Genomic DNA, 20,879 nt, shown 5'->3' on the forward strand with positions numbered 1-20,879 from the left:
TTCAGAAAAGCTAGGAGTATCGAGCCGTAAATATGAAAGAGCTAAATTCTATTATTATAGCATTTGCCGCACTTCAGGATAATCCTGAATCGGTATTTCTCGCCACAATTGTGAATGTTAAAGGCTCTACTTATCGTCAACCAGGGGCGCGAATGTTGATGTCATCAACAGGTAATATGGTGGGAACGATTAGCGGTGGTTGTTTGGAAAATGATGTATTTGAGCATACTCGCGTTTCCATGCCAGATGGAAAGTCAATTGTTGTTACTTATGATACTAATGCTGATGAGGATATTATTTGGGGTTTTGGACTGGGTTGTAATGGTGTGGTAGATGTTTTGATTGAATGTCTAAATCCAGATGATCCACTTAATCCTTTAATTTTTATTCAGCAATGTTTTAATAATCAACAGTGCGGAATTATTGCTACTGTTTTTGGTGTGGAAGGTGAGGTTAATGTTCAGGTAGGAGCGCGGTTAATTCTCAATGCAGATAATAATGTCAATACTAATATTCCTGAATCTGCTTTAAATCAAGTTTTAATAAAGGATGCACAGGAAGCATTAAAAAATCAATGTTCGAGTTTTCATAAATATCAATTTGGATCAGGTGAAGTTAATGTTTTTATGGAATTTATTCAGCCTCCTTTTAACCTGCTCATTTTTGGTGCAGGTCGTGATTCTGTCCCAGTAGCGGAATTTGCGAAAGCTTTAGGTTGGCAAGTTACTATTTTTGATTGTCGAGCTATGGAAGCTACTAAAGGACGGTTTATGATGGCTAATGAGGTCATTTTAACTCGTCGGGAAATTCTGTATAAACAGATATCTATGAATGAAAATTCTATTGCTGTGGTAATGACACATAATTATTTTGATGATTTAGAAATTCTCAAATTGTTAATACCATCTAATTTAATTTATGTAGGTTGTTTGGGGTCAAAACAACGAACTCAAAGATTACTCACAGATTTACAAAAAGAATGTGGAGAATATCCCCCAGCACAATTACAAAAGTTATATGCTCCCATTGGTTTGGATATTGGTGCAAATACACCAGAAGCAATAGCTTTATCTATAATTGCAGAAATTCAAGCCATACTTACTCAAAGGAATGGTGGTTTTTTGAAAGACCGTAATCAACCAATTCACCAAATAACTCAAGTGCAGGAAATTTTTATTGAAAAATGACTGAATCAAAAATTGCCATTATTATTTTAGCCGCAGGTGCATCAACTCGCATGGGTACACCGAAACAGCTATTACTATATCAAGGATGCAGTTTACTTAAAAATACCATTGAAAATGCGATCGCTTCCCTATGCAAACCTATAATAGTAGTGTTGGGAGCAAATGCCGAAAATGTCCGTTCGGAAATTAGCGAATCTGCTATTAAAATCGTGGAAAACCCTGATTGGAATTTGGGAATGAGTTCTTCAATTCGCAGCGGAATTACATCATTAATAACTGATTTTGAAAATATAGATGCAGTAGTTATTACTGTTTGTGATCAACCATTTATTTCTTCGGAAATTATCAATCATCTAGTTGCAGCATATCATACTATGGGAAAATCCATCATTGCTTGTGAATATGCAGAAACTCTAGGAGTACCTGTGTTATTTAGCCACATATTTTTTCCAAAATTAGCAGTTTTGAGTGAAGATGTAGGCGCAAAAAAATTAATTAAAAACCACAATGATGAAGTTTTTAGTATTCCTTTTCCTTTGGGTGCAATTGATATTGATACACCCCAAGATTACCAAAAACTTCAAGAAAACTGAATTTTAATCTTCTGTATTTTTCTTTTCCGCTATTCTCAATTTAGCAGAACGAGAACGAGGATTTTCTTTTATTTCTTCTTCTGTGGCAATTATTGGTTTTTTGGTCAATACTCGCAATGAAGGTAAATTTCTTAATCCATGTTTAACTGGTCGGTCTTCTAAACTGTGAAAGCTGATTATGGCTATTCTTCCCCCAGGAATAAGCGCGTTTGGTGCTTTTTCTATCAACGTTTCCAGCACTTTTAATTCGTCATTGACAGCGATTCGTAAAGCTTGAAAAACACGGGTTGCGGGGTGAATTCTGCCATGACGATATTTAGGGGGGACAGAATAGGCGATCGCATCAGCTAATTCTGTAGTAGTATTAAATGGGCGTTTTTCAACTATTCTTCTGGCTATTCTTCTCGAAAGTCTCTCTTCACCATATTTAAAGAAAATATCCGCTAGTTCTTTTTCGTCCCATTCATTAATTATATCTCCAGCGGTGAGGGATTGTTGTTGGTTCATTCGCATATCTAAATTTGCAGTGTTGCGAAAACTAAAACCCCGTTCTGGGTTATCTAAATGATAAGAACTTACTCCTAAATCTGCTAAAATTCCATGATAGGTATTTTCTGGAAATTGGTAATTTGCAAAGTTGCTATGAATAAATTTAACTCTATCTCCAAATTCTGCTAGATTTTGTTTTGCTGCGTTTAAAGCATCTTCATCTTGGTCAACTGCGGTAATTTTCACATCTTCAGCAGTTTCTAATATTAACCGACTGTGACCACCACCACCAACTGTTAAATCTAAATAATTTCCTCCAGGTTGGATATTTAAACCTGTAATCACTTCTTGGCTGAGAACAGGAATATGGGAAAATGTAACTTCTTCTAAATCTAATGGGGTTTGTAAATCTGATTTGCTCATTAATTTATTAATTTATCAAAATGTAACTGCTTTTTGCTTTTCAATGACAGGATTAAAATCAATTCCTTTCCAATCTTTAAATAACTCCGAAATTCCTTCTACTGTAGTAAAATTATCTGTAAAATATTCAAATTTGCCAAGATCAAGATTGAGGAAAAAACTCAAAAAACTACAATGATCTTTTGCACCAAAACCAAGTGGACAATCAACACGCCAATTATCTATACTTGTTCCATATTCATGAATAATGTCACAAATTTTCTCAATTTTACTAGAATATTTTTGGCATAATTCTAGTAATTTAAAAGGATTTTTACCGATTTCACAAAATAACTCTATTGCTTGATAGGTTAAATTGGTAGGACGATATTTAAAACCAATCAATGATTGACAAATATCTAAAGCTTCAACAAACTTTTGTTCAGATGTTTTGTTCATTTTTTCTTATCTCCTTTAGTTATAATTATAGACCAAGGGTATTCATTTTGAGCTATTTTATGAGCATCTAATTGATTCACACCTTGATTAATTACCAATTCAGATTCCAGAATTTCATGCTTTAGTAAAACTTCATCACTATCAATTTCTTCTCCTAACGCCATTCTTTGCCAACTTTGAGCCATACGTAAATCAGGGATAAATTGATTTTGTAATACTCCCTTACCAAAAGCATACTGTTTAGCTCTTTCAATATCCTCAAAATTTAATTGATACCGATTTGCTATTTTGAAAATATCATCTTTTGATTCTATAATTTTATCATAAGCTTTCATAGCTTCTTTGAGATATTTTTTCTCATATTGATTCAGATATGACCACCTATCAGCAAGAGAATTTTCATTATTAGGTTGATTGGGGTTAGATGCTGGAATATTAGACAATTTCTTAACGAATATTTATAACTTAGATTAAAAATCCTTTATTGATTCTATTCTAACGGAAAACCGCCATATTTATCAATAATTTTATCAATATCTTCCATAATCTTAATAGTTTGCGATATGATGGAAATTATATTTTGATAATGACTAATATCATCAAAGTTCAATTCTCTCCCTTTCCTATCTTTCAGCCATTTTTGACAAACTTGATAACCCCCAATGTAAAAATTCCATATTTGCTGAGGAACTTGATCAAAATACTGTTCAGCATTTATCCAAATTTGTTGTTCATTTTCATTATATTTAACTTGTTCGACAACATCAGAACCAGGAATAGGATAAGTAGAAATTTCTGTTACTGTTACTTTCATTAAATGATATTTAACTAATCTATCACCTTTGATAACTAACTCCCAAAAAAGCGCAGAATTGGTAGTTAAAGGAATACGAGGAAAATCAATCTTTAAAAATTCAGCGTAGCGTTGACGGTAGTTAGGAGAATGGAAGATAGCGTAAATGTAATTAAAAATATCCTCTGGTCCAAAAGTATTAGTTTTATCTCCCTTACCATCTCCAATAAATTCTAAGCCTAATTTTCGAGAAAATTCAATAATAAATTCTGGGGATAAATTCGGTTTACGTCCTCCAGGTGCGTTAGTTTGTGTATCAGTTGGGTAAAGGTAGAGAGGAAAGATATATGCAGAAGCATTTCCTGTTTCTAAAACATGACGTTCTACGATATTTTCACTAACAAAAAAATGCCTAGTAATATCTAATTTAATCTGTCTATTGGCAATTAATCCATAATTTTCCTGATTTAACAAATGTTGCATAACTTCGTTTCGAGGGGTACAATGAAACCCTCTTGATTTCCCCGTATAATAAGTATAACGGATGTCAAAAGGTCTATATAAAATAGGAACAATACATGATTTTAGTAATCCTGATATTTTCAAATCTTTCTGTGCTAAATCAACCTTCCAATCTCTCGTGTCTATTCCTAATTGATATTTATTTCTAGCTCCTTCTATAGATAAATTAGCAAAATCTTTAACAGTCTTCCATATCTCATCAGGTGTGTCTTTGATTGTTAAAGCATCTCTAGCTGTGACAACACTTACACTATTAATATAAAATATTTCTGTGAGTTTGAAATTCCTAGTATACTCATCTAAAATATGATTATTTTGGACTTGAAATAAATAAAATTCCTTTTGAGGATTTATAATTTTCCACTCAGTTGAACTAATATCATTTTCTGCTAACCAATGATATTTACCACCAACTAATTCTTTATTTTCATAAACCTCTCGAATCCCCCATAAATCAGCATGATAAACCTTGGCTAAATTTTGCTGACTATCTTGATATTTGATAAAGATACTGATTGCTACTCCTTGTTGAATATCAAAAACATTTTTATCCGGTGAACCGTCAAGACAAACTTCTTTTTTCTTACTATTACCATGTAAATCTAAAACATAAATCTCATCAAAAGTTTGCATCAAATTTTGACGCATTCCCCGAAATGTCGGATTATCTAAATATCCATGATTCGTAATTAAAGCCACAATACCATAACCAGTTTCCGAAACTCGATGTTGAGCAAAACGGATAAACTTTACATAATCATCTAATAAACCTTTAGGGTTTCTTTCTCCTAAAGGTTTTCCGTCTACTTGATAATAATCTCGAACTAATCCCATAATCCAAGGGTCAGTATTTATAGATTCATAAGAATAAGGAGGATTTCCTAAAATTACCATCACAGGAACATCTTGTTTTATGTCTTTAATCCCGTTCACCGCACCATCAAAAGGCATTGGAAATGCTTCTTTTAACGTATTAGTTAAATAAATCCTTAACTGTTCCTCAGAACTAAAATCATAACCCAATTCTTGCAACTGTAAACCTAACTTGATATGTGCTACAGTATATGGAGTGATTAATAACTCAAACCCAAGTAAACGGGGTAGTAAATGCTGACTCACATAACTTGACCACATTTCCTTTTGAGATTTAAAACTATCATAAATATAATTAATAATATGGTGCATAAAAGTTCCTGTTCCCACCGCAGGATCTAAAATCAAAACTTGATGAGTTTCGATAGTTCCCTCACCCTTGGGATTGGGAATTTTAATCTTTTGAGAATCTGCTAAACCCTGACTAATATTAAATTTATGTTTAAGAAGATAATCTACACTTTTAACAATATAAGAAACTACAGGTTCAGGAGTATAGTAAACCCCTCTAGCTTCGCGCACTTGCGGATCATATTCCGCTAAAAATGTTTCATAAAAATGGACAACAGGATCTTCTCTGCGAGTCCGTTTACCAAAATCTTTAAGAATTTCTGCCATTTCCGTTTGTTGGAGAATATTCGCTAAATTATCCACAGCCCAACTAATTCTCTCATCTAAATCTGGGCTAGCTATTTGTCCAAAAATACTTCTTAAAAATGGGTTAGTTTTCGGTAATTTAAAAGCTGCTGTTTCCCGTGAAAAAGTCTGAACATTATCAGTATTACATCTGGCTGCAAATAACCCATAACAAATAGTTTGAGCATACATATCCGCAAATTGTTCAACAGTCAAATCCTTAATTAATACTCGTTGAAATAACTCTAACTGTTGACGTAACATTCCCCCATTATCTACATCATATAAAGCCGTTTTAATAGCATCTCTCATCAATTGTGCCAAACTAGCCATACATTTAGCTAAATCCTTCGGTGTCGTGACTTTAGGAACTTGCAAATAATTCATCATTTAATCATACTTAGTAAAAAAACTCTGCTTCTCTTACTTTGCGCCTCTGCGTGAGAAAAAAACCTTAAACCCTATAAAGACATGAAAAAAATCAAAACTCTTAATCCCTTATATATCAGGCTTCCCTATAATAATTGAAGAAGCAGCACAAAATAAAACATCACCTACAAAACCGACTCTGCTATTCTCTCTCCAATATAACCGTGTAGAGATAACCTAGAAATTATCCCTATCAGCTAAATTTTGGCAGAAAAGAGCGATCGCAGCAGGTTAATCTTAGCTACAACATCCATCACGGGAGAACAGCGAATCTATGAGTAGAATAGAAACCCGCACTGAACCAATGGTGCTAAACATGGGACCTCACCACCCATCAATGCACGGGGTTTTGCGACTGATTATGACACTAGATGGTGAAGATGTCGTTGACTGTGAACCAGTCATAGGCTATCTACACCGGGGAATGGAGAAAATTGCCGAAAACCGCACCACAATCATGTACGTCCCCTACGTCAGCCGTTGGGACTACGCTGCGGGGATGTTTAACGAAGCGGTAACAGTCAACGCCCCAGAAAAATTAGCAGGGATTACCGTCCCCAAACGCGCCAGCTATATCCGCGTGATTATGCTGGAACTAAACCGCATCGCCAACCACTTATTATGGTTTGGTCCGTTCCTAGCTGACGTGGGCGCACAAACACCCTTCTTCTACCAATTCCGGGAACGGGAAATGATTTATGATCTGTGGGAAGCCGCCACAGGCTACCGCATGGTAAATAACAACTATTTCCGCGTTGGTGGTGTCGCTGCTGATTTACCCTATGGTTGGGTAGATAAATGTTTGGATTTCTGTGACTACTTCATCCCCAAAGTAGATGAATACGAACGCCTAGTTACCAATAACCCCATTTTCCGCCGCCGTATTGAAGGTTTGGGAACAATTACCCGTGACGAAGCTATTAACTGGGGACTTTCTGGACCTATGTTACGCGCTTCTGGGGTGAAATGGGACTTGAGAAAAGTTGACCATTATGAATGTTACGATGATTTCGATTGGGACGTACAGTGGGAAAAAGAAGGTGATTGTTTAGCGCGTTACATGGTACGGATGCGAGAAATGCGCGAATCTGTAAAAATCATTCGACAAGCGATCGCAGGATTACCTGGTGGCCCTTACGAAAACCTAGAAGCCAAGCGGATCATGGCCGGGAAAAAATCTGAATGGGATGCTTTTGATTACCAGTTCGTTGCCAAAAAAGTTTCTCCTACCTTCAAAATGCCCAAAGGTGAAATTTACTCCCGCGTCGAAAGTGGCAAAGGGGAATTGGGAATTTATTTAGTAGGTGATAATAATGTTTTCCCCTGGCGTTGGAAAATCCGCGCCGCTGATTTCAATAACCTACAAATTCTGCCACATTTACTGCGAGGAATGAAGGTTGCAGATATCGTTGTTATTCTCGGTAGTATTGACGTAATTATGGGTTCTGTTGATAGATAACAGATATCTTTTCACAAATCTTGTAGAGATGTTCCATGGAACGTCTCTACATTTTTTTCACAGATGTCTAACAAAGATTTTACCACTGACTACCAATCATTGTAAAAGCAGACCAATAATAAGGATGGGAAAGACTACCATTAATATTCTTCTGTAAATAAGTGGCTATTGTTGGTGGCAGATCAATACTGCTGTTGACACCAGTTAATTGATTTCCTGCAATTGCAACTTTACCTTGAATCATGGCTATCTGTGCTTGTCGCAATGCTTCTGCTTTTATTGGTGCAGTCTTTAACTGCTGATAGAACTCAGTCATTAAACCCATAGTTCCGGCATCGGAAACATACCACAAACTGGCAACGGCTGATTTGACCCCAGTTCGCACCGCTAACCCAGCAAAACCTAATTCTGCCTTTTCGTCTCCAAAAGCTGATTTACAAGCACTTAAAACTAATAATTCAACTGGTGGTTGATTCCATCCCAACTCGCGGACTTGATTTAGTCCCAGCTTGCTATTGTACAACTGGATGTAGGAATTACCTGCATCACCAGAAACAAAGTCTACGTGAGTTGCTAGGTGAATTAAACTAAAAGGATTTTGCTGACGTTTAATTTTGAGATTTTCCAAGGTAAAGCTCTGATTGAGAAAGGATTTACCATTCCATAATTTGGCAATGTTCTCAACTTCTATAGGTACTGCCTGTAAAGGGTTCTGTTTTTGGTCTTTGGTAAATTCACTAGCTCCCATTGCTAAAACTTGGGATTTTTTGATATCAACGTAGTTACCGTCTGTGAGGCTGACACTGGGTAACATTCCTAAACTGTATTTTTCAATCAAAAACTGTTTACCATCATGGAGAGCCGCTAAGGGGATAGAACGTAAACCCACATCCGTAATAAAGGCCATATTTTTAATGCCTTGCTTTTGCAACTCGGCTTCTTGAGGAGCAATGAGCCATTTATATAGTTGCTGGGCTGGAGTTAGATAGCTTGTAGTATTTGCTTGATTGGGATCAGAAATCTCACCGTAAAATGTCTGAGCTACTTGTATCACCTTTGCCCTAGTTGCACCAGCTACCGCCAAGCGAATGGGTTTACCTTTACCAGTAATAAGAACTAAATCAAGTACGTCGTTATCTTTTGTTGATGTGTCACCACTGGAAGTAAAGGTTGCATAAACTATTGCTGGTTTAATGCCTGTTTTTGCTTCAATTTGCCGCAGGGCAGCCTGTACATCAGACAAGCTTTTGATGGCAGTTTTCCCTGATTGTCCTAGATATTCTTCTATCTGTTTTGTAGCACTGTCATCTAATTGTGCAAATTCTGTATCAAGCAATACTGAGGAGCTAATAGTATTAGTATTAGCCAGAAGTCCATTATTAACTGTAGAACGTCCTACCACATCGGAATTTGGAGCATTTTCTGGATCTTTAGTAATGACTCCAATATTACCTTGAGTATAAGTACCTGGTAAAGATTTGGTAGGTGCAATCACATTACCAAAACCTGTAGCAATGGCGGCTGCCGTACCGTTGGTAGTTGCATCACCTACTATAAATGGTATATCTCCATTACCACCATGACGGATGGTAACTGAACCATTGCCTGTACCACCTACGGTGGAAATACTAGCATTTGTGCCGTTATTATCTGTGAATGTGCCAGTAGCTCGGAAGAAGCGACGAGTTGTAATATCTACATTACCACCAGTGCTACCACCTTGGGCATTGATAGTAGTAACTTGAATATCATTATCTGGATCTAACAAGACATTACCACCCTTGCCAGTAGTAGAACTGGAATTTAACTCCTCAGCTTTGATACTGTCTTTGGCTTCAATATTAATTGCTCCACCGTTGGTTGTAATATTTTGAGTTGTAACTGTGCCAGTCGTACTTTTGAGGGTGACGTTATTGTTGTTGTTGGCAATATCCTGAGTGGTAATATTGCTATTTGCTGAGAGATTAATGGCAGATTGACCGGTACCTGTAATTTTTTCCGTGGCTGTGATTGAACCTGCACTAGAATTAATAGTCTGGCTACCAGTCCCTGTGAGGTTGATTGGACTACTAAAGTTAATATTGCCTGTGGTGAAAATATCGCTACCAATACTTGTCTTCGCAGTATTGCTAATGTTGAAGCTATTGAGTGGATTTGTACTACCTAAAGCACCACTAAAGTTAATATTACCATTACCCGCAGTCAAGGTTAAATTTCTAGCTCCATCAACTGTACTAGTAAAGTTAATGTTTCCGGGGCTAGTGGCATCTGTATTAAATGTGATGTCGTTAACAAGATTTACTTTACCATTGAAGTTGATATTACCAGCAATGCCTGTATTAGAAATCGTATTGAAGGAGTTACTAAGGTTAATAAAACCTGTGTTACTGGTAATGTCTATATTTTGTCCATTTGTGATGATGCTATCTGTAGTAATGTTCTGGTTAGCCAACAGGTTAATTGAAGCGTCGTCTGTACCTGTGATTGTTCCTGTTGCTGTGATTGAACCTGCACCAGTGGGAGATTGAATATTTACAGGATCTTGGAATGTAGCATTATTGACGGTTACTGTACCGCTGCCGTCACTACGTCCAATGGTAATAGAACTGAATCCATTGGCTAGTGCGGTTATGTCAGATTGAGTCAAGTCTAAAGTATTTGTACCACTATCGGTAGTACCTGCGATCGCAATATTTTGAGTAGCTGTTCTAGGTTGAAGTGTGAGTTTTGTTCCATCAGATCGAACAGAGCTTGTATTTCCTAGTAAGTCTATCTCGTTACCAGTTAAGCTAATTGCTCCATACTGAGTTCCTGGATTAGAAGTATTATTATTAACTGAATTGAGGGTAATATTGTCAGCTTCTAAAGTAATTTCTCCCCCTGTTCCAGTTTTGTTACTGCCATAAGAGGTGGAATCAATCGAACCATTCACAGTAATATTACTGCCCTCTCCAGTAGAAAGAAAGCTAATCTTTCCCCCATTACCCACTGTACTACCAAGCGTTCCCGAAAATACATTACCTACAACAATATCATTTTTAGCATTGAGAGTGATATCACCACCATTACCTGCTATACCTTCGTTTGCAGATGTATCTGAAGCTAAATAACCTGCATTAATACCACCATCGGTACTTGTAATTTTGATTGCTCCACCATTACCAGCCGAGCCAGGACTATAAAAACCAGGACTATAAAAATCAAAGGAACTGCTACCATAAGAACCAGTTACTATAGAACCAACATCAATATCATTTTTGGCATTTAGTGTAATTGCTCCACCATTACCCGCATTTGGGGAACTAAAGAAACTCAAAAGCTCTTTACTAAATATACTGCCATTGCTAGTGATATCTATATCATTACCATTTGTGCTTATTGTATCTGTAGCAATACTTTGATTCGCTATTAAGTTAATGGCAGCATTGCTTGTAATTGCCCCATTAGCTGTGATTGAACCTTCACTAGAATTGAATGTTTGGCTATCAGTACCGGTGAGGGTAACGGGGCTGTTAATACTAATATCGCCAGTGGTGAAGATGTTACTGGGAATAGTCGTGTTAGCAGCACTGCTAATATTGAAGCTACTGAGTGGAGTTATCCCACCAATTGCACCACCAAAGCTAATATTAGCTGTACCCGCAATCAAGTTTAAATTGCCACTACCATCAATTGTGTTAGCAAAATTGATGTTTGCATTGCCAGTATTAAGAGCAACATTAGAATCATTGCCCAGTAATACTGCGTTGGGGAAAGTGATAGGTTGATTGTTGGTGGTAATGCCTCCATTGAGGGTGGTTGAGGCAACATTGAAATTCAAAGAAGCATTATCTATAGCTGTGATTCCACCACTATTGACTATTAGTGAACCTGTGGGAGAGAGGATATTTACAGGGTCTTGGAATGTGGCATTATCTAGACTAACTGTACCACTACCATCACTGCGTCCAATGGTGATGGAACTGAAGCCATTACCTAATGCCGTTATGTCAGATTGAGTCAAGTCTAAAGCATTTGTACCACTATCGGTAGTACCACCAATGGTGATGTCTTGACTGGGGGTGGTGGGTTGAAGGACTAAATTACCTGTTCCTGTGACAGAATTTGCCCCACCTATCAAATCAATTTCATTACTTGTAAGACTAATTAATCCGCTACTAGTTGCCCCTGTTGAGTCAACAAGACCTGTAGTAATGTTTGTAGGAGCATTAAGAGTAATATTTCCGGCACTTCCATTATCAGAAATTGTTGACGTAATCCCGGCACTAGTGTTGATAGAACCATTTGTGCTAGTTAGAGAAATATTACCACTATTTCCTAATCCATTATTGGGTGCGCGAGTATATATATTGCCAGCATTTATGTCATTTAGAGATTGGAGAGTAATTGAACCACCAGTTCCAAAAGTAATTCCAGTATCTAAAGTTCCAGCAGTGGTGTTAATAGATCCGGCTGTACTAGTTAGGGAAATATTGCCACTAGTTCCTGTAGCATCTTGCCATAGGAGAGTTGCTAAGTTTCCAGTGATAATATCATTTAGAGCTTGGAGAGTAATTGAACCCCCTGTTCCATTAATACTATTACTACTTCTGGCATCAATCGTACCAGCACTAGTATTGATAGAACCATTTGTGCTAGTTAGGGAAATATTGCCGCTATTCCCGTTAACTTGATTTCCCTGAAAAAATTGACCTACAGCAGAAATTATAGTAGCAGTGGAAATATTATTTTTGGCATTAAATGTTATTTGACCACCGTTACCATTATCAGAGAAGGCAGATACATTACCACCACTAGTATTAATAGAACCATTTGTGCTAGTTAAGGAAATATTACCTGCATTGCTAACGCTATCAGCACCTGTTTGTTGAAGAGTTATATCATTTGCTGCGCTAACTGTAATATTCCCACCAGTAGTCGAAGCAATTCCTGGCTGTGTTACACCAGCAACAGTTTGATCTGGTTGTGAGCCACTATAAAGACTGTTAATATTAACATTACCACCTGTACTATTAATATCAATTGTACCGCTATTGCTTGTTCCTGCTGATGTAATAACACCAGTAGAAATATTTCCTGCTGCTTTCAAGTTGACATTACCACCAATGGCACTAGTAAAAGAAGTGAGTAATCCTGTAGTAGAGTCTAGGAAGAATGATGAACCAGTACCAATACTGCCAAGTGGATTATTGACACTAATAGAACCATTATTGCTCGTTAGATTAATGTTACCGCCTGTACCACCCCTAGACAGAGCAGCAACATAGTTGTTAATGGTAATGTCACCATTGCTCGTAAGCGTTACTATTCCACCATTGCCAGTTCCTGCTGCAACAGCATTAATATGTCCTGTATTAAAAATACTACCATTCGTGCTGGTGACGTTGATATTGCCAGCATTACCTGAGCCAGAATCAGGATCTATTAATGAACGAAGATTACCTGTAGTAATATTACCAAATGCACTCAGGGTAATTGCTCCGCCATTGCCATTGATATTACTCCCAGATTGAATCGTACCGCTTGAGAAAATAGAGCCTGTACTACTATTGATATTGATATTAGCCCCATTCCCATTTGAACTAATTGTCGAAACGCTAGTACCGGAAGCATCACTAGCAATTGATATATTTCCTCCTGCATTAACGTTAATTTCCCCTGAATTAGTAGGTGAACTAGAATTTAAAAAACCAGAATTGATAGTACCAGCCGCAGATAAAGTAATTTTTCCAGCATTTCCATTTCCATCAGTATATGAATTGATGTTTGCTATACTGCCCAAATTCGTATCAATATTACCATTTTTGCTAACAAAGGTAATATTACCGCTATTTTCAGTAGCTGTAACACCTGAAAGCCCTGATGCAAAACTCTCTACACAAAAACTTGCGGAAGTGCAATTAAGCAGAATATCGCCGTTGGCTGTGAGAGAAATTGGACTACCGCCATTGTTTGAGAAAGAGGCGATATTACCAGTAACAGAAATTTTACCACCTGCATCAAGAGTAATCGCCCCTCCTTTACCTGGATCTATATAAGCATGGATAGCACGAAGACTTCCTGTAATAATATCCCCTGTAGCATTTAAAATAATTGGACCAGCATTACCAGTTGAGTTACTGGTGTCGATATTTCCTACTTGAATACTTCCCACTGGTAAACCCAAAGAACTGCTGACAAAAGATGCTCCACCATTAGAACTAGGAAAATTCTCAGGAGTAATCGAAGTCAAACCTGCACGCAAAATCAATGCAGGAGTAGTAGTCAACACTGTGAAATCAGGATCTGAAATAGGAATGTACCCACTTGTATCAGGCGAAGTAATCGTAATATTCCCACCCTGAATACTTCCCGTTGCTTCAACCTTCAGGGCGGCACCCGTATAGTCTCCAAATAGTACATCTCCATTAGCCCTAATAATAGGGTCAAACAGACTGACAAAATTACCCGCACCACCGGAAAGGTTTTTAATAGCAAACCGTCCACCACTATAAAAGTGAGCATCCCCAGAAACTATACCACCACTGACTAAACTCAGATTTCCACCACTCACAAAGGGTGTTTGAAGATGATTCAAAGCCAGAATATCAATATTCTGATCACCTTGAATATATAGATTGTCTAATGCTTGAGCTAAAAAAGGATTGTCAATACTATCACGGACTTGAACAGTGTCTTTTGCTAAGAGGTTTAAATCTCCAGTGGTTTGGAGTTGACTTTCCACTAAAATTAAATTCTTATCGGCTGATAAAGTCGCAGATTGGGCTGTAACGTTCTTAGCGACTATATCCCCGGCATTTACAGTCAGTCCAGAACCTGTAAGTTCTACTTGTCCGTTGCTATTAACCGTTACACCATTAGCATTACCTCCATTAATACCTGTTAACAAATCTAATAGAGTCGCGGGAGTAGCTGATGTATTTGATGAAGGTTCAACTTCTAAACTCAACAGGTGTCCTGGTTGACTGATACGTAAAAGGTTTTGACCAGGAACTGATGCGACGGTAATATTACCTCCTGGTGCTGATAAATTGCCAGTGCTGACAACAGTACCACCGAGTAAGCTTAAATTGTTGCCATTCCCAACTCCTAAATTGCCAAAATTAACAATACTCCCTGGTTGGGAAGCAGAAAAACTAAAGGCATTAGGAGTTCCAACTAAATTGGCATAGTCGTTACTACCAACGGCATTAAACTTATTTTCACCCAGCCAAATGCTATTAGCTGTAGTAGCTGTGAAGTCAGAGGGGACATTTAATCTAGCATTAGCACCAAATACAATCCCCGCAGGGTTCATTAAGAATAAATTAGAATTTCCGCCAGTAACTTGTATAATTCCATTAATAAATGAAGGATCTCCACCAATGATCCGCCCCAAAATGTTTTGAATATTCGGGTTAGAGAGAAAGTTAGCTATCTCGTTGGAATTGAGTCCAAATTTTTGGAAGCTTTGAAAGAGATTTACACCGTCTTTAGAAAGACTACCACCACTAATATCTAACTGATTGCCGTTGGGAGTAATAACTGTACCAGTACCATCGTTAGCAGGGGTGATAGATTGGGCTTTGACGGGAGCTATGGTTTGAAGAAGAGGAACTAGAGTAATTACCTGGGTGAGAATAAATAAACCAATTTTGCCAGTTAAGGAATTCATAATAAGTCCTGGTATAAATATTTCAATTTGAATTATCCCTTATGTAACATCATTATTGATATAAGTGTATATGCCTAAAGTTGCTCAAATATGAATTAAATCTCCTAAAAAAGACCTCAGTGTTTTTACTATATCAAACTCAAAAGCCCGCACCTGCGGGCTTTCTAGCATATTATCTTTTAAAAAGCTTGAGAATGACTTATTGATTCTTAACAAGTCCTAATCACCATACACGAGAACCAGACGGAGCAGGAGCAGTATTTTGATTAGGTGTGGGCTGTGTGGGGGAGGGGACGAGGAGGGGTAACGTTGAGTAGGTGCAGGACGGGATGGAGTGCTATTTTTAGGAGATTGGTTAACCACCTGAACAACTGCATCTGCTGGTTCTTCTTCTTCAATGTTAAATTGGGGACGACCTCTAGTAGCAAATAATTGTGCTGTTCCTGGTTCAGAGCGATCAAATTTCATGCCTAATGTATATATGGCATTGGGCGTTAATGTTTTCATAAACGTCTGAATAGGAATGGCTAAGTTAAATCCGGTTTTATCTGGGACAATTTGCGGTCCACTTTCTTGATTACCTGCTTGGGATGCGGGACGCTGAGGGGTTTCCTCTCTTCCACCTCTACCGTGAATACCGACAACTCGCCCCGACACATCGAAAACAGGACCACCGCTCATTCCTGCTCTAGTGATAGCTGTATAAGATATAGCATAACCATTATCTACCACATTATCTTCTTCTTCACCTACCACTGCATCCCCATCTAAACGACTGGAAACCAAGGAAGAGGTGAATTGAAACACACGCCTTGTAATCGCCTGATCAGGGTTAGGAAATCCAGAAACATAGATACCTGCACCTTCGACTGTGTGATCAGAGTCGCCCAGAGTAGCGGTGTTAAATTTGTGTTGACTGCGGAACTTAACTATCGCTAAATCTACACCGGGCAATCTCTGAATATCTTTCTCTGTAGAAATACTGATTTTCTGCCGTCTTCTGTCTCCTTCTATGGGAACAGGAGTGATCACTTCATATTCATCATCGCTGTGTTGAACGACGTGATTAGCTGTTAACACTACATAAACGTTTTGACCACCTTCTTTGTAGCTACCAGTGATCACTCCTGAACCGGGATAATTCATACTAGGCGCAATCTGCACTACGGTAGATTTGGCAATACTGGCTACTTCTTTGGGTGATAATGCTTCTCTAGCAAAGGCTGGACTAGCTACCATCACCATTGCTGAACCGATCAAGCAACCTGATAATAAATAACGATTTAACATGATGCTATTTCCTGAAATTTTTAATTTATGACTATTAGCAAATTCACCCGCCAGTTATATTACCAACATATTACCAAATCCACAGAGAACGCCTGGAAAAATTTGCTGGTATTTGGGCGGGTGGCGCAGAAGTTGAATAGAGAGAATCAGTTTCAATTTCTGTGTAAGCAGATGCTTTAGGTGGGCTAATTACACCTTGAGAAAATTGGGGGGCGCTGTTAAGGAATGTGGCTATTGATACTGCCCAACTGGAATGTTCAAATTGATTACGAGTTTCTAGATTTGGGGTAGAACCATCTTCAAAAATAAAGGGATTTCCCCAGAAAGGAAATTTGTGTCTGCCATTAATTGCTACCAGTTCACCACGTTCATTAAGTACCGGACCCCCACTCATACCTTTAAGGATGTCGTTGCTGTAACCGATTTGATAACCATCTCGGAAAGATTTGGGTAATATATAATCCACCTTTCCATTTGTAAATGACCAAGTTTTGGTTTCGTGGGGAAAGCCAGCAGCAAAGGTTTTGTCTCCTACTTCTAAGGGTGATTTGGCAATTGAGGCGATCGCATAATTACTGCTACTCTTAAAACTGAGTAACCCCAAATCATCATCTTTGAAATTCACATTCCTAATTTTCTGACTACGATAAATTTTACCATCGGCAGTCTGAATTTGATAATTACCACCCATTCTCACAACATGAGCGTTCGTTAGGACTGTATAAACCTGACCTTTTCTTTGAATGATAATTCCTGAACCCCAATTGTCTTCAGAGATAATTTTGACTGTAATTTCTCTGGCTTTTTGGCGTATCATCTTTTCTGACCATTGCTCTGATGTCTGAGAAATTTCAGTATCAGCTGTTGGTGTTTGCTTTTCTTGGGAGTAGACAGTCTGGGTAGAAACAGCAAAAGACAAACAACTCATCAAAGCTAAAAAACTGATTTTGGAAACATTCATGTTAGCCCAACTCACAAACAGTTAACTAATATCTCCTCTCCATCAATTTGCTGTTGGTGAGGAGAATTAGTCTATGTTAATCGAACTTTTAAGCTCTTACCAGGAATTACCTCTAGGTGCTGCGCTGGGTGTTGTGTTGGGACTGTTATTAACTACACGAGGTTGTTGTGCTGAACCAGCAGCATTCACACCAAGTTGATTTAACATTTTATTCACGTCAATGTAAACACGATCAGTAGATTCATTTACAACAGCATTTGCATAACCAGCACGATTATCAAATAGTGTTTGCAAAATATCTGCTACCTTCATTCTATTTCTGCGATTCAAGGTAAATAAAACATTGTTTCTATTGCAGGAAGACCCTGGTGAAGCTGCACAAATCACGGGCATTCCATTTACTTTACCAGCGGTGATGTAGTTTAACTGACTTGTGCTGTGAAAATTATTAAATCTGTCTGATACTTCCAAACATCTCTGCAACGGGGTATATCCAGCAGCGATGAAGTCTGGGGATCTCCATCTCATCACTGTATGCCTGCCTGGACCAACAACGGTAGTGAGACTATTTGTATCGCAACTAAAAGGACCACCGGGATCAGCATAGCTGGGGCTGCTAACTGCTGCTCCCAAGCTGCTGACAATGACTGCTCCACTAAGAATTGCTAAGGATTTACGTAACATTTTCTTGTCTCCTAAAGTGATTATTTAAGTATCTTGACTGCTTAAAAGAAGCCTTGTGAGTTAGGCTGAAATCTTATTTGCTTGTTAATTTACAGAGTTTCAGATTGGTTGTTTATTTTTTTGTTTGATTTGTATACTTCACAAATAGATTAGCTTATAATCATGTACCCTGTAAGAGTAAATTTACGGATAGTACGTACTGATTTTTTTTGAGGGAACTTATGGAAATTTTTATGAAAACTACATAATTTTTGGGTATTTATTTTTAATAAAGTATTGAATATGACTGTAATTTCTGTTATGGCTCAACTCATTGCCGCTATTTATGGAAAAAACACTAAAATTTGACCATGACTCTATCCAGAAGTAACATAGCGTGTTAATTTTGGAACAACAAGCTTATATAAGTATGAAAGTCCCATCCAGGAGTAATAATTTTATGCGTTGGCATTTAGAAGGTAGAATATGTTCTGTATTTTTAATTCCCAGTGTGTTCTTAGTTGTCTCTGCATCAGCTAGTTATGCTCAATTGTCTGATTCATTTGTATTCTTAGAATTACCAGATAAGCTACTAACACAAGTCGCAAATAAACAAGCTGAAGCAAATCAGCAATCACCTAGTAATCCTGAATTGTCTGATTTATTTATATTTTTAGAATTACCAGACAATTTGCTGGTACAAACAGCAAATCCAAGTGGTGATATCAATCAGGAAAGATTTCTGCAATCAGCACCTATTCCCGAACTGCTACCGTCAGAAAATCAGGAGATGGCACAAGTAGCAAATCCAAGTGGTGATATCAATCAGGAAAGATTTCTGCAATCAGCACCTATTCCCGAACCGCTACCGGCAGGAAATCAGGAGATAGTCCCATCAGAACCTGTACCAGAAACTCCACCAGAAACAGTCACCGAAAATATTCAGATTGATAAAATTGAGGTGACGGGGAGTACAATTTTTAACCAAGAGCAATTAAATGCCCTAACTCAGCCAGTGCAAGGACGTTTAGTTAGTCTGGAAGAACTTAGAGGGGTTGCTAATGCTATCACCCAACTCTACTTAGATCGGGGTTATATTACCTCAAGAGCCATTTTAGCCAACCAAACAATTAGCGATGGTGTAGCGCAAATTCGGGTAATTGAAGCTGGTGTTGAGAAAATCGAAATTGAAGGTACAAAACGCCTTAATCCTAATTATGTGCGATCGCGTGTAGCTTTAGGAATTAAAACACCTCTTTCTACAGGTGATTTAGAAGACCAGTTAAGATTATTACGAGCAGATCCTTTATTTTCTAATGTAGAAGCCAGTGTCCGCACAGGTACTCAGGTAGGGCAAAATATTTTAGTCGTCAGAGTTACCGAAGCTGCATCTTTGAAAGCATCATTGAGCGTTGATAACTATTCCCCTCCAAGTATCGGTTCAGAAAGATTTGGAATTAATACTAGTTATCGTAATCTCACAGGATTGGGTGATGAATTAGCCGCATCATATTACTTTACACCTCGCGGGGGGTCAAATATCTATGATTTCAATTATCGCCTACCTCTAAATGCAATGAATGGGGCTTTACAATTGCGAACAGCAATTAATAATAACAAAGTCATCCAAGAGCCTTTCCAGAGTTTCGATATTCGGGGAGAATCCCAACTATATGAAATTAGTTATCGTCAACCATTAGTGCGATCGCCCCGCCAAGAATTTGCCTTATCATTAGGGTTAACTTTGCAAGATGGTCAAACCTTTACCTTTGCTGGTCCCACAGCATTTGGTTTTGGACCAGATGATAACGGTAACAGTCGCACTCGTGTCATTAAATTTGGACAAGACTACGTAGCGCGAGATATACAAGGTGCTTGGTCCTTGCGTTCTTTATTCAGTTTTGGTATTGATGTATTCGATGCCACAAGCAATGCAGATCCTATTCCTGATGGTCAATTTTTTAGTTGGTTAGGACAAGTACAACGAGTACAACGCTTTAGTAATAACCATCTTTTAATTGCCCAAGCCGAAGTACAACTCACCCCCGATGGTTTATTACCCTCACAGCAATTTGTCGTTGGTGGTGGTCAGTCAGTGCGGGGTTATCGGCAAAATGCCCGTGCTGGTGACAATGGAGTGCGATTTGTCCTAGAAAACCAACTGACAATCCACAAAGATGAAAGTGGAAATATCCTCAAAGTTGCACCGTTTTTTGATTTAGGATATGTCTGGAACACAGATGATAACCCCAACCGCTTACAGAAACAAACCTTTTTAGCTGGGACAGGAGTCGGAGTTTTATGGCAACCCCTACCTAGTTTTAATATGCGGTTAGATTATGGTCTACCTTTGATCAACTTAGATGATAAAGGCGTAAATGCCCAGGACGAAGGCTTTTACTTCAGCGTAGGATATAAGCTGTGAACTATCACACACTGACTTTCGGTACAGTGTGGGCTTCCCAATTC

12 protein-coding genes are annotated in these 20,879 nt (G+C 38.0%); 4 read left to right on the top strand and 8 right to left on the bottom strand.

Annotated elements, in window-relative coordinates; translation table 11 throughout:
- Positions 1-32: 32 nt before the first annotated feature.
- Together FJR38_RS17445 and FJR38_RS17450 are read left to right on the top strand one after the other, a co-directional pair.
- Positions 33-1,187: an XdhC family protein gene (locus FJR38_RS17445; protein WP_168491396.1), complete on the top strand. Its 1,155-nt coding sequence runs from the start codon at positions 33-35 to the stop codon at positions 1,185-1,187.
- Positions 1,184-1,780 (top strand): NTP transferase domain-containing protein, encoded by a 597-nt coding sequence (locus FJR38_RS17450; protein ID WP_168538445.1) that lies wholly within the window; start codon positions 1,184-1,186, stop codon positions 1,778-1,780. The genes FJR38_RS17445 and FJR38_RS17450 overlap by 4 nt, the downstream gene beginning before the upstream one ends.
- Positions 1,781-1,783: 3 nt before the next feature.
- Here the strand turns inward: FJR38_RS17450 and rsmH are convergent, their stop codons facing one another.
- The 4 genes from rsmH to FJR38_RS17470 are packed head-to-tail and all read right to left on the bottom strand — an operon-like array spanning position 1,784 to position 6,344.
- Complete coding sequence (gene rsmH / locus FJR38_RS17455) at positions 1,784-2,692, bottom strand: 16S rRNA (cytosine(1402)-N(4))-methyltransferase RsmH (protein WP_168491398.1); 909 nt, start codon at positions 2,690-2,692, stop codon at positions 1,784-1,786.
- Positions 2,693-2,707: 15 nt separating this feature from the next.
- A complete protein-coding gene (locus tag FJR38_RS17460) occupies positions 2,708-3,130 on the bottom strand; it encodes a hypothetical protein (RefSeq protein ID WP_168491400.1) in 423 nt (140 codons plus the stop codon).
- Positions 3,127-3,573, bottom strand: a complete 447-nt coding sequence (locus tag FJR38_RS17465; RefSeq protein ID WP_168538447.1) for a hypothetical protein — start codon at positions 3,571-3,573, stop codon at positions 3,127-3,129. The genes FJR38_RS17460 and FJR38_RS17465 overlap by 4 nt, the downstream gene beginning before the upstream one ends.
- 47 nt (positions 3,574-3,620) lie before the next feature.
- A complete protein-coding gene (locus FJR38_RS17470; protein WP_254449495.1) occupies positions 3,621-6,344 on the bottom strand; it encodes a type ISP restriction/modification enzyme in 2,724 nt (907 codons plus the stop codon).
- A 313-nt stretch (positions 6,345-6,657) separates the two neighbouring features.
- Here FJR38_RS17470 and FJR38_RS17475 point away from each other — a divergent pair, with 313 nt between their 5' ends.
- Complete coding sequence (locus tag FJR38_RS17475; protein ID WP_168491404.1) at positions 6,658-7,842, top strand: NAD(P)H-quinone oxidoreductase subunit H; 1,185 nt, start codon at positions 6,658-6,660, stop codon at positions 7,840-7,842.
- A gap of 79 nt (positions 7,843-7,921) precedes the next feature.
- On the opposite strand, the gene FJR38_RS17480 is transcribed toward FJR38_RS17475, so the two are convergent.
- From FJR38_RS17480 to FJR38_RS17495, 4 genes are all read right to left on the bottom strand, one after another.
- The gene (locus FJR38_RS17480) at positions 7,922-15,496 is read right to left on the bottom strand and encodes a CHAT domain-containing protein (protein ID WP_168538452.1); all 7,575 of its coding nucleotides are present in this window, start codon (positions 15,494-15,496) and stop codon (positions 7,922-7,924) included.
- A gap of 219 nt (positions 15,497-15,715) precedes the next feature.
- On the bottom strand, positions 15,716-16,786 hold the full coding sequence (locus FJR38_RS17485) for a serine protease (RefSeq protein ID WP_254449496.1): 1,071 nt from the start codon (positions 16,784-16,786) through the stop codon (positions 15,716-15,718).
- Positions 16,787-16,856: 70 nt separating this feature from the next.
- Positions 16,857-17,747: a serine protease gene (locus tag FJR38_RS17490; RefSeq protein ID WP_168538454.1), complete on the bottom strand. Its 891-nt coding sequence runs from the start codon at positions 17,745-17,747 to the stop codon at positions 16,857-16,859.
- A gap of 96 nt (positions 17,748-17,843) precedes the next feature.
- A complete protein-coding gene (locus FJR38_RS17495) occupies positions 17,844-18,431 on the bottom strand; it encodes a COP23 domain-containing protein (RefSeq protein ID WP_168538456.1) in 588 nt (195 codons plus the stop codon).
- Positions 18,432-18,870: 439 nt separating this feature from the next.
- Between FJR38_RS17495 and FJR38_RS17500 the strand changes: the two genes are divergently transcribed.
- Positions 18,871-20,835, top strand: a complete 1,965-nt coding sequence (locus FJR38_RS17500; RefSeq protein WP_254449497.1) for a ShlB/FhaC/HecB family hemolysin secretion/activation protein — start codon at positions 18,871-18,873, stop codon at positions 20,833-20,835.
- Positions 20,836-20,879: the final 44 nt, after the last annotated feature.

Origin of the sequence: Anabaena sp. UHCC 0253 (assembly GCF_009712085.1) — a bacterium.
Taxonomy (GTDB): Bacteria; Cyanobacteriota; Cyanobacteriia; order Cyanobacteriales; family Nostocaceae; genus Dolichospermum.

What these genes read in the sequence shown, in the direction of transcription:
- FJR38_RS17475 (WP_168491404.1), top strand. Translation starts at nt 6,658, where the DNA reads ATGAGTAGAATAGAAACCCGCACTGAACCAATGGTGCTAAACATGGGA.
- FJR38_RS17445 (WP_168491396.1), top strand. Translation starts at nt 33, where the DNA reads ATGAAAGAGCTAAATTCTATTATTATAGCATTTGCCGCACTTCAGGAT.
- rsmH (WP_168491398.1), bottom strand. Translation starts at nt 2,692, where the DNA reads ATGAGCAAATCAGATTTACAAACCCCATTAGATTTAGAAGAAGTTACA.
- FJR38_RS17500 (WP_254449497.1), top strand. Translation starts at nt 18,871, where the DNA reads ATGCGTTGGCATTTAGAAGGTAGAATATGTTCTGTATTTTTAATTCCC.
- FJR38_RS17450 (WP_168538445.1), top strand. Translation starts at nt 1,184, where the DNA reads ATGACTGAATCAAAAATTGCCATTATTATTTTAGCCGCAGGTGCATCA.
- FJR38_RS17470 (WP_254449495.1), bottom strand. Translation starts at nt 6,344, where the DNA reads ATGATGAATTATTTGCAAGTTCCTAAAGTCACGACACCGAAGGATTTA.
- FJR38_RS17490 (WP_168538454.1), bottom strand. Translation starts at nt 17,747, where the DNA reads ATGAATGTTTCCAAAATCAGTTTTTTAGCTTTGATGAGTTGTTTGTCT.
- FJR38_RS17485 (WP_254449496.1), bottom strand. Translation starts at nt 16,786, where the DNA reads ATGTTAAATCGTTATTTATTATCAGGTTGCTTGATCGGTTCAGCAATG.
- FJR38_RS17460 (WP_168491400.1), bottom strand. Translation starts at nt 3,130, where the DNA reads ATGAACAAAACATCTGAACAAAAGTTTGTTGAAGCTTTAGATATTTGT.
- FJR38_RS17480 (WP_168538452.1), bottom strand. Translation starts at nt 15,496, where the DNA reads ATGAATTCCTTAACTGGCAAAATTGGTTTATTTATTCTCACCCAGGTA.
- FJR38_RS17495 (WP_168538456.1), bottom strand. Translation starts at nt 18,431, where the DNA reads ATGTTACGTAAATCCTTAGCAATTCTTAGTGGAGCAGTCATTGTCAGC.